General features: G+C 46.1%; 14 protein-coding genes. 10 read left to right on the top strand and 4 right to left on the bottom strand.

Annotation, left to right across the window (positions count from 1 at the left end; all coding sequences use genetic code 11):
• Positions 1-20 precede the first annotated feature (20 nt).
• The 4 genes from F0261_RS03270 (at position 21) to F0261_RS03255 (ending at position 4,990) form a co-directional block, all read left to right on the top strand.
• Positions 21-422 (top strand): hypothetical protein, encoded by a 402-nt coding sequence (locus tag F0261_RS03270; RefSeq protein ID WP_171337201.1) that lies wholly within the window; start codon positions 21-23, stop codon positions 420-422.
• Between the two features lie 152 nt (positions 423-574).
• Complete coding sequence (locus tag F0261_RS03265) at positions 575-1,657, top strand: methyl-accepting chemotaxis protein (RefSeq protein WP_171337200.1); 1,083 nt, start codon at positions 575-577, stop codon at positions 1,655-1,657.
• 87 nt (positions 1,658-1,744) lie between these two features.
• Complete coding sequence (locus F0261_RS03260) at positions 1,745-3,250, top strand: ATP-binding protein (RefSeq protein WP_171337199.1); 1,506 nt, start codon at positions 1,745-1,747, stop codon at positions 3,248-3,250.
• 156 nt (positions 3,251-3,406) lie between these two features.
• Positions 3,407-4,990 (top strand): PAS domain-containing methyl-accepting chemotaxis protein, encoded by a 1,584-nt coding sequence (locus F0261_RS03255; RefSeq protein WP_171337198.1) that lies wholly within the window; start codon positions 3,407-3,409, stop codon positions 4,988-4,990.
• 117 nt (positions 4,991-5,107) lie between these two features.
• Here the strand turns inward: F0261_RS03255 and F0261_RS03250 are convergent, their stop codons facing one another.
• The 3 genes from F0261_RS03250 to F0261_RS03240 form a co-directional block, all read right to left on the bottom strand.
• Positions 5,108-6,406 carry an ABC transporter permease gene (locus tag F0261_RS03250; RefSeq protein WP_171337197.1) on the bottom strand — a complete coding sequence of 433 codons (1,299 nt, stop codon included), beginning with the start codon at positions 6,404-6,406 and terminating at the stop codon, positions 5,108-5,110.
• Positions 6,406-7,209 (bottom strand): ATP-binding cassette domain-containing protein, encoded by an 804-nt coding sequence (locus tag F0261_RS03245; protein ID WP_171337196.1) that lies wholly within the window; start codon positions 7,207-7,209, stop codon positions 6,406-6,408. The genes F0261_RS03250 and F0261_RS03245 overlap by 1 nt, the downstream gene beginning before the upstream one ends.
• Before the next feature lie 222 nt (positions 7,210-7,431).
• The gene (locus tag F0261_RS03240) at positions 7,432-7,719 is read right to left on the bottom strand and encodes a YebG family protein (RefSeq protein ID WP_014951121.1); all 288 of its coding nucleotides are present in this window, start codon (positions 7,717-7,719) and stop codon (positions 7,432-7,434) included.
• A 246-nt stretch (positions 7,720-7,965) separates the two neighbouring features.
• On the opposite strand from F0261_RS03240, the gene rpsF reads away from it, so the two are divergent.
• The 6 genes from rpsF (at position 7,966) to F0261_RS03210 (ending at position 14,987) form a co-directional block, all read left to right on the top strand.
• On the top strand, positions 7,966-8,367 hold the full coding sequence (rpsF, locus tag F0261_RS03235) for a 30S ribosomal protein S6 (RefSeq protein WP_014951120.1): 402 nt from the start codon (positions 7,966-7,968) through the stop codon (positions 8,365-8,367).
• A gap of 11 nt (positions 8,368-8,378) precedes the next feature.
• Entirely contained in the window at positions 8,379-8,606 is a 228-nt protein-coding gene (gene rpsR, locus F0261_RS03230; RefSeq protein ID WP_012519954.1) for a 30S ribosomal protein S18, read from the top strand.
• Positions 8,607-8,632: 26 nt separating this feature from the next.
• A complete protein-coding gene (gene rplI, locus F0261_RS03225) occupies positions 8,633-9,085 on the top strand; it encodes a 50S ribosomal protein L9 (protein ID WP_012519953.1) in 453 nt (150 codons plus the stop codon).
• A 373-nt stretch (positions 9,086-9,458) separates the two neighbouring features.
• Positions 9,459-12,644 (top strand): efflux RND transporter permease subunit, encoded by a 3,186-nt coding sequence (locus F0261_RS03220; RefSeq protein WP_171337195.1) that lies wholly within the window; start codon positions 9,459-9,461, stop codon positions 12,642-12,644.
• A gap of 13 nt (positions 12,645-12,657) precedes the next feature.
• The gene (locus F0261_RS03215; protein WP_171337194.1) at positions 12,658-13,746 is read left to right on the top strand and encodes an efflux RND transporter periplasmic adaptor subunit; all 1,089 of its coding nucleotides are present in this window, start codon (positions 12,658-12,660) and stop codon (positions 13,744-13,746) included.
• A 188-nt stretch (positions 13,747-13,934) separates the two neighbouring features.
• Complete coding sequence (locus F0261_RS03210; RefSeq protein ID WP_171337264.1) at positions 13,935-14,987, top strand: MBL fold metallo-hydrolase; 1,053 nt, start codon at positions 13,935-13,937, stop codon at positions 14,985-14,987.
• Positions 14,988-15,009: 22 nt separating this feature from the next.
• Here the strand turns inward: F0261_RS03210 and F0261_RS03205 are convergent, their stop codons facing one another.
• Entirely contained in the window at positions 15,010-15,660 is a 651-nt protein-coding gene (locus F0261_RS03205) for an MOSC domain-containing protein (protein ID WP_171337193.1), read from the bottom strand.
• Positions 15,661-15,707: the final 47 nt, after the last annotated feature.

Below are 15,707 nucleotides of genomic sequence, written 5' to 3'. Positions count from 1 at the left end.
TTGAGATATGGAGCGCTCGCATGCGCCATCTATTCGTTTTTGTTTCTATTATGGCAGGGTTAGTTAGCACACCACTGGTTGCGGCCATCAATGAAAGTAGCGATAAAAATAGCGGCTCAAGTATGCATTCCGCTGACGCCACGACAGTGTCTGTTGACCCCCAGTCTGGTCTTACTGTAGCGCCGGGCTATAATCTAGTGTTTGCACACTGTAGCGCATGCCATTCGCCTTCACTAATCACACAGAACGCAATGAGCAGAGAGAGATGGCTTGAAACTATTCGATGGATGCAAGACACGCAAAAGCTATGGTCATTGGGTGATGCAGAGCCCGCTATCCTAGATTATCTGACGTTGTGGTATGGTCCTAAAAAACGCGCCCGTCGACCGCCATTAGAACCGCATTTACTGCCACAAAAATAAAGCTCGTATCATCCAAGCGTTTTATTTCATCAGTTTTTCAAGATTCCGCCGATACGCATAGCATAACGCTACTTCAGACTAATAGTTAAATGGTTTGAATATCTGTTAATCTGAACAAAATAACTCTATAAAAAACATATCGGTAACCACTCATGTTTGTATCTCGCAGTAAATACGAAGAAAAAGAAGCGCAAGTACGTAAATTAGAAGCAAGAATGCAAGAAGCCTTAGACAAAATTGACGTTTTAGAGGCAGAAAATAGTGAACTCATTAATGCGATTGAGGCTGCAAATAGCCAGCACGCATCGTCGAATGATTCTGTTGTAATGAAGTGCATTGTTGATGGTATGCGTCAATTAGAAGGTATTCGTGAAACGGTGTTGGCTACTTATCAGCGTATCGATGCTGAGAACCAGTCTGTAGCTAATATTCATGAGCTCTTTAGTGACTCAGCTACTACACTAAGCAAAATTGTTACCGACATGAGCGGGCTTAATGTCCAAATGGGCAGCATGAGTGAACGTATATCGGGGCTATCAACAACAGCAGATAACATTAATAAATTTGTTACTACTATTACGAGTATTTCTGATCAAACTAACTTACTTGCGTTAAACGCTGCTATCGAAGCTGCGCGAGCAGGCGATGCAGGCCGGGGGTTTAGTGTTGTTGCTGATGAAGTACGTGCATTGGCGACAGAAACCAACAAATCAGCGACAGAAGTATCAGAGCTGGTGAACGGTATAATTCAGTCTACTTCCAAAGCGGTTTCAGGTGTCAATGAACTGCGCGGAAACAACGAGCAGCTAGAGACCGGCATTAATCAGCTAAATGGCAGCTACGAAGTTATGGTGCAACACTGTGACAGTATGAAGTCCACCATTAGCGAAGGTGCAATTGCTACGTTCATTCAAACAGTAAAATTGGATCATGTAGTGTGGAAGGCCGAGGTTTATGCAGTGCTGTGCGGTTACAGCAATAAATCTGTGGCGGACTTTGGCGATCATAAAAACTGCCGCCTTGGGCAGTGGTATAGTGACAATGCTAACAAAGCGATTGGCCAGACAACGGCATTCAGAGAGATTGAAGCGCCGCATGCAAAAGTGCATAGTAGCGGTATCGCTGCCGTTCTAGCTAAACAAAATGGCAACAATGCTGAGGCAGATGCTAAGCTTATGGAAATGGAACAAGCCAGTGAGAGAGTACTAACACTACTTGATAGGCTAGTTAATTAGCGCCCGTAGAGCCTTGCGGTTCAACTGGCCCTATTGAAAAGCGTGGCGCCCGAATTCATAGCGGCGCCCTAAACGGAGGGCTTTTTGGTGAGTGAAACATCGTATTCCACCGAACAAGAGCGCATTCTAGCGCTGGAAGCCCGCGTTAACTCTTTAGAACGACAGCTTAAACGTCAAAAAATAGCGCGTAAAAACGCAGAGTCTTTTCTTGAAACTTACTCACAAGATGCTTACTTAGCGAATCAAGCGCTCAGAAAAGCCTTAAAAGATTCAAAACAGCGGGAAAGAGAGTTGCTGTACCTTAACCGTGCCGCATCACAGCTTTCAAATGCTCAGCCGGGTAAGAGTTTTATATTTTCTGCGCTGGAATCGGCGGTCGAATTTAGCGGTGCCCATTGTGGAAAAGCATTTATTGTAGAAGGTGAAGCGCTAACAGTGGGGGATGATAACCAGGTGCTATCTCACGATAATGGATGGTATAGCTCTCCCGAGCTCGCCAAACTTCTCAAAGACGAAACCCCTCTGACACTGCGCGAGAGCTATTCCCACTGGTGCGTTAATGCAGTGCAGCGACCAGATACAAAAGAAGAAGCAAGGCTACTTCACTTTATGCATGAAATGGCAGACGGCGAATTCGCTTGGCTCGTGTTGCTTACCAAAGACGATCACTTAGAAGAAGAAACGCTTCACGTTCTTGATACCTCCAAACATTATCTAAACATTACGTCTCGTTACCAGAACAAAAAAACTGAGCTCACCAGTCGGCAAATAGAATTGAGTTCGGTTAAAAAAGACAGAGACTTTCTAGAAGAAAGGCTGGTTAGTGCAGACAAGATGGCGATGTTGGGGCAACTTGCTGCGGGTATAGCACACGAAATCAATAACCCTATTGGCTATGTTCGAAGCAATACGGTGGTTGCAAAAGAAATTTTTAGCGACTATCAACACGCGTTAGAAGAAATAGGCAAGCTTTGTCGCACTGCTGGTGGAGAGGTAGAGTCGCAGTTCGAGGCGCTGGAAAAGCGCTTTTCACTACAAGAAAGTGCGAGCGAAATTACAGAGATGTTCAATGAATCTCACGAGGGCATTGAACGTATTATTGAAATTGTAAAAGCCCTGCGAAGTTTTTCGTATCCTGGTTCAGGAAAGCATACACAAATTAGTGCCATCGAAGCCATGAATACGGTGATCAAGCTAACGAATAACCTGCACAGGTACAAAAACAAACTTAATGTAGAAGTACCCGATAAGGATGTCTATTTCCTTGGTAATGCAGGACAGATTCAGCAGGTGTTGGTTAACTTTGTGACCAATGCTATTTATGCAACCCCAGAAGGGAAGTCCATAACACTAAGAGTGCAGCAAGATGAAAAAAGCGCCATGCTTATCGTAGAAGACGAGGGTATTGGTATGTCGAAAGAAACACTGGATAGAATATTCACGCCCTTTTTTACAACTAAACCACCCGGCGAGGGAACAGGGTTGGGAATGTCTATTTCCATGACTATTGTTGAAGAGCACAACGGAAAGATAAATATCACTAGCGAAGAAGGAAAGGGTACGCGCGTTGCCGTTTTGTTACCTCTAGCCTAAAGTATAAAGTGCTTTCCTAAATAGCTGATAGAATATAGAATTTCTCTAATTTTTTCTTCCTGCTAGACAGAATTTATTTATGTTCTAGTCTTAGGAGGTAAGCAATATTTCCTACGATTAACGGATGATTGCTTTGCTACATGGAGAAAGCAACCAATGAGAAATAATCAGCCAGTTACCCAGAAAGAGTACAAGTTTCCCGTACATCATCGTCTTATTTCATCTACCGATAAGCGCGGTGTAATCCAGCATTGTAACAGCGCATTTGTAGAGGCAAGCGGCTTCAGTCGTGAAGAACTCATTGGCAAAAATCACAACATTATCCGTCATCCAGATATGCCTGCTCCTGTGTTCAAAGAAATGTGGCGTACTTTGGAATCGGGGCAAAGCTGGATTGGGTTAGTTAAAAACAGAAGAAAAAATGGCGATCACTATTGGGTTTCGGCGTTTGTGACTCCCGTTTATGAAGGTAAGTCAGTAGTAGGCTACGAATCTGTTCGAGTGCCGGCGTTAAATGACGAAATAGCACGCGCATCTAGTGTTTACGCCAGAATGCAAGAAGGAAAATCTGCGGTATCACCGATGTCGCGACTGGGGCAAGGCCTCATGCACATGGCGCCAACAATACTGTTAAGCGCCCTACTTGTTTTAGTACTCGCGTTTACCCATGGTTGGGCAGCGGCAGGCATTGCGCTGCTTGGAACTATAGTTTTAATGATTGCTCAAGAAACCAAGACAAGAAAAGACTGGGGCACGCTGCTTTCTCTTAGCCCAGAAAGCTACGCTAATGAAACGGTGGCACAAACCTACTTCCCAGACCCTCCTCACATAAGCCAAGCCAAACTTGCACTGGGGTGTGAACTTGCCAGAAATCGCACGGCGTTAACCCGAATTAAAGATGCATCAGCGGGGCTCGAATCAATTGCTAACACCACGCATCAACAAGCGGAAAACACCAGTGCCGCGGTTGTTCAACAAAATCAAGCTACACAGCAAATTGCGTCTGCGGTAACGCAAATGAGTCAAGCGATTCAAGAAGTTGCCGAACGAGTAGAAAGTAACGCAAAGAGCGCAAGGACAGCGGCATCTAATGTAGAGACAGGCAACCAAAAAGCAGAACAAGCCATGCAGGCGATCGTTGCGTTGCGCGAGGCGGTAGAGTCTATCTCTACCACAGTGACAGAGTTGGCTCAGTCAACCAGCGATATTGGCGAAGCGGCCAATATCATCTCGACCATCGCTGAGCAAACTAACCTGTTAGCGCTTAATGCAGCGATTGAAGCTGCAAGGGCTGGTGAGCAAGGAAGAGGTTTTGCGGTTGTTGCCGATGAGGTTCGTACTTTAGCTTCGAAAACTCGCGAATCGACCGATAAAATCCACAACATCATTAATGAATTGGCTGAGCGTTCTGACCGCGCTGTTAGGGTATCGACGGAAGGGCTAGCTTCAGCAGAGCACGGCAGCGCTATAGTAGAAGAAACCCGAGGTGCATTGTTTGAAATTAACAATGCAGTGAAAGGTATCGCTGATGCCACGGTAGAGATGTCTTCAGCGGTAGAAGAACAAAGCACGGTGGCAGAGCATATTAACCAGCAGTTAGTAGAAGTCGCTGACGGCGCGTCTGAAACCCAGCGTTCATCTGAAGCATCGCTTGCAGCAAGTCACGATTTGCGCGCAACGGTTAATCAGGTTCACGAGCTAATATTGCGTTTCAGTACAGATAAGCGAGTGGGAGAGTAATACTCTCTCCACCTCGCTTAAGCTCACTCCATTAAAAGACCTATTGCCTATTGGCGCACAGATGTGGGGCTAAATAGAAGCCTATAAAACCCGAAACAACGCTGTAGGCATGGGTATTTATGAGTTCGCGTTTAGTCCCGCGTGTAGGCCGCGTCTGTAGGCCGCCACAGCGGGGAATAGCGAAACCAAGTATGTGCACCCCAGTATCAGTAAAATGATAATAACACTGCTTTGTCCAAACAGCGGGCTGCTTAAAAACAACCCATAGGTACTGCTTAACCAAGGTTTTAGTGCGCTCATAAGCCCAGCTACCAAGCCTAAACTCAGTGCGGCACTCACAATCGTAAGCAGCATCGCTTCAATCTGTATGAGTAGCAGTAAGGTAAACGGCCCTGCGCCTATAGTTCGTAAAACGGCGATTTCTTGATAACGCTCCCTCATCGTTGCTAGCAGCATAGTCGCAAGCCCAATAAGCGCGCAGATGACGATAAGACCGGAAAGGCCAAGCAATAGCGATTCAACATTTCCCATAATTTGCCAAAGTTCTGCGAGTGCCATGCCCGGTAGAATAGCCATTAGCGGCTCTTTTTTACTTTGATTAATTTGATACTGAAGCTGCAGTGCAGTTACCCGATGTTTAAGCCCCAGCATCACCACGGATACTGACTCAGGCGTAAACGCTTCGCTATTGTAAGCTGCATGTTCTTTTGTATGCTCATGCTCATGCTCTTTCGCCTTGTCAGCAGGTTTACGGCCTAACATTGAGGTGGGCGAATGTTTAGGCCCTGTGTGGGCTTCTTCAAGTCCCTGTAGGGTAACGTATACGGCTTTATCTACGGGCGTACCGGTTTTCTTAACTATGCCTGAGATAGTGAAAGGGTGATCGTCATGGTTGTTGAACGATACGCTACCCAGACCATGGGAAATAATAATCTTATCCCCTACCTTGTACCCCAATGATTTGGCGATGTCTGCGCCAACAACGGTAGACAGTGGCTGCGTAAATGCTGAGCCTGCTGCCATTTCAAGTGACTGCATATCACCGTATTTAAAGTGATCGAAGAAGCTGTTGGTCGTACCTACTACTCTAAAACCTCTGTGGGTATCACCCAAAGATAGTGGGATAAGCCACGATACCTGCTTGTTAGATTGAAGCGCAGCAATACTTTTATATTCAATACCTTTGGTGGGAGTGCCTATATTAAATACTGACGACAGGAGTAAATTAAGCTGCCCACTTGGTGCGCCAACAATAAGATCAACACCAGAAACGGTGCGCGTAAAACTGGTTTTAACTTGGGTGCGAATAATGTCCACGCACAAAAGTAAACTAATGCTGATGGTAATGCTTAAAAGTGTGAGGATTGCCGTTGTTTTCCTGCGCTTTAAGCTTTCAATAGCAATGGTACTTAGCATTACGCACGCTCCTGTGCTTTTGGGGCCTCATCGCCTCGCGTTTTTAAGTGGTTTGTACTTGGGCTTAATTCACTCATGCTGCAGTGGCGGTCAAAATAACTCTCCATGGCTTTATCGTGACTAACAAAAATCATGGTGCTTTCACCTGCAACGTCTTTTAGCAGCGACATAAAACTATCTCTGGCATCGGTATCTAGGGCAGAGGTAGGTTCATCGACAATTAATAATTGTGGGTCGTTAATCAGTGCTCTGGCAATGGCAACGCGCTGCTGCTGACCAATACTCAATGCGTCAGCTTTCGCATGCAGCACGCGAGAAGGCAGTTGTAGCTTGTCCAGTAAATGACGAAGCTTTGCGTCTGATGCTTTCTTGCTGACGTTTGTACTTGCAAAATACACCGCCGCATTAATGTTCTGTGCCACAGAAAGGTAGGGAATAAGATTAAATTGTTGAAAAACAACGCCGATATTGCGTGCTCTAAACTTGTCCCGCTGTCGATTCGATAATGCGGAGAAAGGCTGCGCTAATAAGGCGATGTCGCCCTGAGTTGGAGTTAATGTTCCGCACAGCAAATTGAGCAATGTGCTCTTTCCGCTACCCGAAGGCCCTGAGAGAAAAACGTGCTCACCTTGCGAAACTTGCCACGCTTTAATGTCAACGATGGGGGGACTTTCTTTGGTGTACGAAAACTGTAAATTGCTAACTTCAATCGCTGTGTTGCGTTCTTTATTCACTGCGTTGTGCTCTTCAGACACTGCGTTGCGCTGGGAGTGAGTGCTATTGTTTTTATTGATGGTATTCACGCTAAGCCCGACCTGTATTTACGTCTTATGTTCACATTAGCAAAAGCAACACGTCTGTTCACCCAGTTAAAAACCAGAGAAAACACATTGCCGCGTTGAGGTAATGTTATCAAATAACATTGTTCCGTATAGCTATGCTATCAGATCTCATCAGCCTAAAGCGGCAATTGCTCTTATTAATTGCTCATCATAACGACGCAAAGGAGAGGCGCGCCTAAATTATCAGCCGTTAGCTTGTAGCTTTACCACTTCTGCGCTTTCGTCTTCTAATACGCTTTCTGCGGTAGCGCCTTTGAAAATCTTACTTATTTTATCTTTGTTTTTAGACAGCATGATGGTGAGCTCTTCCACTACGCTATCGTCTAGCTTGATGCCCTTCGCATGAATGTAGTCAGCAAGGTTATCTGCTGCATCGAGCATTTTGTCATACTGATCGGCTTCTTTTTTGTCGGTAGTTACCAATTTTTCTACCCCTTTGTGCGTAACAACATACTGTGTGGTAATGGCCATGGTAGGTCCCCTGTTTATTAAAGACTCAAAAACTGTACAGTATTTTACTGTATAAATAAACAGTATTTTGGTTAAATGTCTGAGCGTAGTGTTTGGGGACAGGGCAAATGATTGTTCTAAAGGTGATTAATGCTTGTGCAATTAGTAACTGCTGCGTATAATGCGCGCCCTTACAGCCATCCCAATTCGTTCCTTGTCTCCATACAGTCGGCTGTACTGTCGAGGCTACAACCGTAAGGAGCTATAATGCGTCATTACGAAATCGTATTTATGGTTCACCCTGATCAGAGTGAACAAGTACCTGGTATGATCGAGCGTTATACCACAATCCTAAAGCAAGACGGTGGTCAGATTCATCGTTTAGAAGATTGGGGCCGTCGTCAACTGGCTTACCCAATTGAAAAGCTGCACAAAGCCCACTACGTACTAATCAATGCTGAAGCGTCTGCAGAAGCTGTTGATGAATTGGAAAATGCTTTCCGTTTCAACGATGTGATCCTACGTAACATGGTTATGCGCACTAAGACTGCTGTGACTGAGCCTTCTCCAATGATGAAAGAAGAGCCTCGTCGTGAGCGTCGTGACGATTCTGCTCCTCGCCAAGATCGCGCGGAAAAGAAAACTGAAACCACTGAAGACAACGCTTAAGGAGATCACCCATGGCTCGTTTTTTCAGACGTCGTAAGTTCTGCCGTTTCACTGCAGAAGGTGTGACTGAGATTGATTACAAAGATATCGCTACTCTTAAGAACTACATCACTGAGAGCGGTAAAATTGTCCCTAGCCGTATTACTGGTACAAGCGCAAAATATCAGCGTCAGCTGTCTTCTGCGATCAAGCGCGCACGTTTCCTTGCGTTGCTTCCGTACACTGATTCACACAAGTAATTTGGCGAATATAAGGGTTAGCTAAGATGAATATCATCCTACTAGATAAAATCGCCAACCTTGGCGGCCTGGGCGACCAAGTGACTGTTAAGTCTGGTTACGCTCGTAACTTCCTTTTCCCACAGGGTAAAGCGGTTCCTGCAACTAAAGACAACGTTGAAAAGTTCGAAGCACGTCGTGCTGAACTTGAAGCGAAAATTGCTGAGCAACTAGCTGCTGCTAACGCACGCGCTGAAAAAGTTGCTGAGCTTGCTGAAGTTACAATCGCAGCTCCTGCTGGTGACGAAGGTAAACTATTTGGCTCTGTTGGTACTCGTGACATCGCTGATGCAATCACTGCAGCTGGCGTTGAAGTACAAAAAGCAGAAGTTAAACTACCTACTGGTACTCTTCGTGAGACTGGTGAGTATGACATCGACTTACAACTTCACTCTGACGTTATCACTTCAATCAAAGTGATCATCATTGCTGAAGCGTAATCGCTGACGTATTTGAAAAAAGCCGCTCCTAGAGCGGCTTTTTTTTTTGCTCTAAATTTTTGTCCGATACTTAAGATCAATACCAATCCGCATAGATGATTGCCCACCCAGAAGGCGCTGGCAAGTTTAAAATATCCCTACCCTCACTCCACGTCGCGACGCCTAATTAACGATGGGTGTAAGCAAATATGTCCAGCGCCGACAAATGGCGTACTTTTGAGGTCCACTCATCTGCGATAAATAACGTTTTTTAAACGGTATTTAAACAAAATGTTAATAATCGCTGAAATTCTTAGTGTCATGGCTTTAAACTTTTTCTGTCATTCCTGCGACCTATAGTAAACCAAACAATAAAAAGCATAAGTGCCATATTATGGACATCACTAAGCAAGCAATAAAAAACGCGACTGGGGTAAGTATAGGAATAACACTGCTGGTATTTTTAGGGCTATATAGCCTGTTTAATTTACCTGTACAGCTGTTTCCTGACATTGAACGACCGAATATTAACATCCAGACCTCTTGGCGCGCTGCGTCGCCTCAAGAAATCGAATCTGAGATCATTGAGCCTCAAGAGGAAGTGCTGCAAGGGATCCCTGGCCTTGAGTCGATGAGTGCTTGGGCAAACCAAGGCAACGCTTGGATTAATCTAGAGTTTGGTTTAGATACGGACATGCAGAAAACGCTCATTGAAGTGATTAGCCGCATGAATCGCGTACCGCCACTACCTCGCGATGCCTTGTCCCCTAATATTATGCTTGCTGGAAGTGGGGGAGACGCCCCCGCTTTGACCTACTTTTTTCTTCAGCGCCTTCCGGGCAATCCAAACGAAATTAATACCTATGTAACCTTTTTTACCGATGTCATTAAACCTCAGCTTGAATCTATCCCGGGCGTTGCAAGGGCGCGTATGGAAAGCGGGGTTGGCGGCGTTGAGGAGTTTCAAATTGTTTTTGACCCGTTTAAAGCGGCGCAGTTAGGCATTGACCTAACGGAAGTTGCCAACGAGTTGGGGCGTGCGAATGATATTTCAGGCGGCTTTGTCGATGTGGGCAGAAGACGCTATACCCTGCGTTTTGAAGGTCGCTACGAGCCTACGCAAATGGGTGAAATGATCCTTGAATGGCGAGACGGCAGCCCTATCACTCTAAATGACATTGCCGAAATTAAAATCACCCGCGCTGACGGTGCAAACTACAGTGTGCAAAACGGCAATCCGGCTATATCTATTCGCGTAGACAGACAAAACAACGCCAATGTTTTAGCTACCTTAGAAGCCGTAAAAGCAAAAGTTGCACAAATAAACGAACAGGACTTGGCCCCTGAACAGTTAGTAATGGCGCAAAGCTTCGATGCCTCAGTTTTTATCTATAGAGCGGTGCAGCTAGTTACCAGCAATTTATTTATAGGCGTGCTGCTTGCCATTGCCGTGCTTTGGCTCTTTATGCGCCAGCTGCGGGCGACGCTCATAGTAGCATTGGCCATTCCAATCTCCCTACTTAGTACTTTTGTGGTGCTTCAGCTTACCGGTCGCTCGCTCAATATCATTTCACTGGCAGGACTCGCCTTTGCGGTAGGTATGGTGCTAGATGCCGCTATTGTCGTGCTCGAAAACATTGTAAGAACACGCAAGAGCGCCGAAGCCGAAATCGAAAATAAAGACCCAAATTCACAAACGCACATGGAGGGTTGTGCCCATCGGGGAACGAAAGAAGTGTTTGGTGCCCTCATGGCGTCAACAGCCACCACCGTTGCTATTTTTATTCCCGTAATGTTTTTGGAAGATGTTGAAGGGCAATTGTTTGCTGACCTCGCTCTTACCATAGCCATTGCAGTGTGTATGTCGCTAGTGGTTGCGGTAACGGTATTGCCTGTTGTTGCCGCTCGATACCTCAATGGCAACATGCCAGCTGATAGCTTACAGCGGGTATGGGCTAAGATAACCCGGGCTATTATGTCGCTATCAAGTACGCCGCTTCGCCGCCTTGTATTAGTCATAACACTCATGGGCGTGCCTATTACAGGTAGTGTTTTGCTTATGCCTTCTATGGATTATTTGCCGCCCGTAAAACGCGATGCCGTTGACGCCTTCTTAAGTTTGCCTGCGGGTGCCAGTGAAAACTTTATTAGTGAAGAAGTGATGCCAATTATCAAAGAGCGACTGCAGCCCTATATGGACGGAGAAAAGCAGCCAGCGCTGAAAAACTACTACATTATTACGTGGCCAAATGGCGGAAATTTGGGTGTGCGCGCTAAAGATCAGTCTAAGGTCAAAGAGTTAGAAGCCATTGTTCGCGATGAAATTTTAAAGGATTTGCCGGATACACAGACCTTTTCACAACAAGGTAATTTGTTCGGTGGCTTTGGAAACGGTCGCTCAATCGACATACATCTTCAAGGTACCGACCAAGCCATGCTCGGCATTGCTGCGCAAGCAGGTTTAGACAAATTGAGAGAAGTTTTCCCTAACGCTAATGCGCGTTCGAATCCTCCTCTAGAGCAAGCCGAACCAGAGCTTCGCTTTTACCCTAATGACAGCCGAATGATGGAAGTTGGGTTAAATCGGGGCAGTATGGGGAACCTGGTACGTGCCATGGGTGATGGTATGTATGTGGGGGAGTACTTCGATGGCAACAAACGCATGAATATTATCTTTCGCTCAGCCCCCTGGTTTACACCCGAAGACTTAAACAGCACGCCAGTTATGACGCCATCAGGCGAGGTGGTGCAATTAGGCGAACTGGTAGGTATTGAAAGAGCCGTAGGACCAAGCCGTATTCAGCGCATTGATGCTCGAAGAACCCTTACGCTAAACGTCAATCCGCCAGAGGGTATGAGTTTAGAAGAAGCCATGAAAGTCATTGCCTCTGAGGTTGAGCCCGCCATTATGGCCATGATGCCTTCCGATGGCGCTATTAATTATGGTGGCAGCGCGGATAGCCTAAAAGGCGCTATTGCCTCGATGGCTGATAACTTTCTTTTTGCCATGGTGTTGCTACTGCTGTTAATGGCGGGGCTGTTTAAATCGTTAAAAGACAGCGTGCTGGTAGTACTTTCTATTCCGCTAGCCACGGTGGGCGGGGTGATTGCTATTCGTATCATGAACATCTTTACCTTCCAGCCCATGGATCTGTTAACCATGATTGGCTTTATTATTTTGTTAGGGCTTGTAGTAAACAATGCCATTTTACTTGTGCATCAGACTCGCATAGGAGAGCAAGAAGGGCTGACCCGTGATGACGCGGTAGAACAAGCCATCAAACTACGTTTACGGCCTATCTTTATGAGCACGATGACCTCAATCTTTGGCATGCTGCCCCTGCTGTTACTACCTGGTGCAGGCAGCGTTATTTACCGAGGTCTTGCGGCTGTTATTGTGGGAGGAATGACGGTGAGTACCATATTCACCTTGCTATTACTGCCTACCTTGCTGCGCATGACGGCTTCAACGTCATCTGTAAATATACTCAAACCCCTGGCCGAGCGCATAGAGAGCACTGGCGCTTCACCGACTACCTCATCCACCGTAAAACAAAATAAATACAACGATAATGTGTAAGGAAAAGACAACCATGAAAGCAATGACTTCTACTCTCGCCCTTAGTTTGTTTACCTTATTTGCAAGCAGTGTATCGTTGAGCGCACAAGCACAGGATAGCAATCAACCACCGCCGGTGCTGGTACAAATAGATGAAGCCAGAGAGCAAGCGATTTCGCAACTTACCTGGGTTCCTGGAACGGTACTTAGCGTTATCGATGCGAACCTAGCCTCTGAGGTAGACGGTCGCATCACTTGGATGGCAGAGGTAGGTGATGTGGTAAAAGCGGGGGAGCCTTTAGTTAAAGTCGACGATACTCGCTTAAGTATTACCCGCAATCAAAATGCCTCAAATATTGCAAGATGGCAGTCGCAGGTTGAACTGTTTACCAAACGTCTCGCGAGGTACAAAAACCTTCAGGCCAGTCAAAACACGTCCAGAGGTGAGTTAGAGGAAGTGGAAGCTGACTTAGAGAATGCTAAGCAGGAGTTAGCGCAAGCCAAATTGGATTTAGAATTCACCGAATATCAGATAGCACAAAGCAGTATTCGTGCTCCCTTTACGGCTTTGGTGGTTGAAAGGCTGCAGTCGCCGGGCGAATACACTGGGGTAGGGCAAACCCTGCTTCGCGTGGTAAACCCTGATAGCGTTGAAGTTCAGGTGCGCGCACCGCTCAACGTATTACCCTATATTGCTAACGGCATGAGCGTAAGCGTTCACAATAACGTGAACCAGGTAGAAGAATCTATTCGTGCCATTGTACCGGTAGGCAACAGTACATCGCGCATGATGGAGCTACGAATCGCCATCAACCCCGGTGACTTTCCTATAGGCAGTGCAGTGCGTGTGGCGTTGCCCAGCAGCGATACTCATGATGGTGTCACCATACCCCGCGATGCACTGGTACTAAGAAAGTCGGGCACCTTTATTTATCAGCTCAATGAAAATAATGAAGCGGAGCAGGTTAAGGTGACAACCGGGGTGGGCATGGGCGATAGAATTGAAGTGTTTGGCGATGTGAACCCGAAGCGCTCGGTTGTGGTGAGAGGAGCTGAACGCCTGCGTGCGGGCCAGAAAGTACGTTACAACAATGAGCGTGAGTCTTTAACAGCGAAGAATTAAATAAGGAACGAGCAAGCCAGCCAGCTCTCTTCCGATAAAGAGACGGTCAACTTGTTACAAATAAAAGGTGGCGAATTGCATGCTACTAATTAGACTGTTAGCCAATCTAGTTATTCGTTAGCGAGCGAGACATTAAGGGACTAAAGCAAGTGAAGCAGTATATCGCCACCTTTTTTATAACAACCTACATGCTAGCTGGGTGTGCAGCACCTAATCAAGTGACGAGAGTTGAAGAGAGCAATGCTGTAATCAAGTACACCAATGAGCCGGGTTATGAGGACAGATTCAGCAATATTTACGACGGTTTTAAAGCATACCCTGTGACGTGTACTAATGATTGCTACCCAGCGTCTGCCGATATTGAATGTGAAAGTGACATGCAAAATTGTCAGTTCGTTGGCAACAACCCGACAGTGAAATCGAACACCGGGTTTACCGTTACCTGGTTAGGGCACGCCAGTTTTTTACTTAACACCGCAAGTGGTGAGCAAATACTTATCGACCCTGTGTTTGGGCAGTTTGATTGGCCCGTTAATTGGGCTTTTCGATTGGCGGAGGGGTTCAGCCGTAACGAACCCGCTGAGGTAGGTGAAGACAAACTCGCACAAACCGATGCTGTGGTTTATTCCCATATTCACTATGATCATTTCAATAAAGCCGATATTGCCGAATTAGGCACAAAGCCCGAATATCTTGTTCCGTTAGGTTTCGCAGAGCACTTCCCTAATAGAGGCTACACCATTAAAGAAATGGCGTGGTATACCAGCAAAAACGTAGGCAAAACCTCTATTCACTTCGTGCCTGCCCATCATTTCAGTAACCGAATTTGGGTGCCTTATTTGTACGAGGACGACAATGCGACACTGTGGGGTGGTTGGTTATTTGAGAGTGAAGGCAAAACATTGTTCTTTGCGGGTGATACGGGATATTCACCGCACTTCAAGGATATTAAAGCGCGCTTTGGGGAAATAGATGTTTGCCTGTTACCTATAGCGTCTTATTTCAGCGAAACCTCACCTAAATGGTATCGCAAGGTACATACTACGCCAGAAGATGCCATTGTTGCGGCCCAAGACCTAGGCTGTAAAGCCGTAGTGCCTTGGGGATATGGAAATGCCAGTTGGATGATGGGCGACAAAACCTCACATTCTGCGTTATTTCGACTGATGAAAATGAAGCAGCAACTAGACCCCGCTATGCCTTGGGTAATTTTAAATGAAGGTGAGAAAGTGTCTTTTTAAGCGAAACCCTCACAACAGTGGTTTATTTATTCGCCACCTTACCCGCAATTTTCTGGCATTTTCCGCGCCACTCATCATCAAGCGGTTCCAGCTTAGCTAGCTTTTCAGCCAATGCTTTGTCGGCTTTCGTGTGTGCGCACTGCATTAGAGTGTGAACATTAACGGTATCGTCCTCACGGTGCAGTAGTGTTACTTCGTCGCCAACACTGATGGTTCCGGTTTTAATAACCCGGTAATACCAGCCAGTGATACCTCTTTCTCCGACAAATCTATCTAAATTGGGCACTTCGAAGCGTTGCGAGATTTTATTGCAAGGGGCACGGGGTGCACTTACTTGCAGTTCTACCTCGCCGAACTTCCATATATCGCCAATATAAACGGTAGCATCGTCCATGCCCTCTACACTGATGTTTTCGCCAATGCTGCCCAGCGAAAATTCGCCTTCAGGAAAATGCTTTCTTAATGTCAGATAGTTGGTCGGGTTGAACTGATGCAGCACTTTCTCCGGTCCACCGTGAAGCCGTTTGTTGGCCTGTTCGTCTTCATCGGTTCTGTCCATATGCACCGTTAACGCGTCGACGGGGGCTTTAACAATACTGCTTGGTGCCCCACGAGGGCCTAGCGGCTGAGGTTTTCCAGCAAACAGAGCGTTAACAGAAAATGAGGTAGACATGGCATCTCCAAAAAATATTTTTGTGCATTTAAACCTTTCTACTATAG

Origin of the sequence: Alteromonas sp. 07-89-2, assembly GCF_013113925.1 — a bacterium.
Taxonomy (GTDB): domain Bacteria; phylum Pseudomonadota; class Gammaproteobacteria; order Enterobacterales; family Alteromonadaceae; genus Alteromonas; species Alteromonas macleodii.
This window is presented reverse-complemented; position numbering and strand designations above follow the sequence as displayed.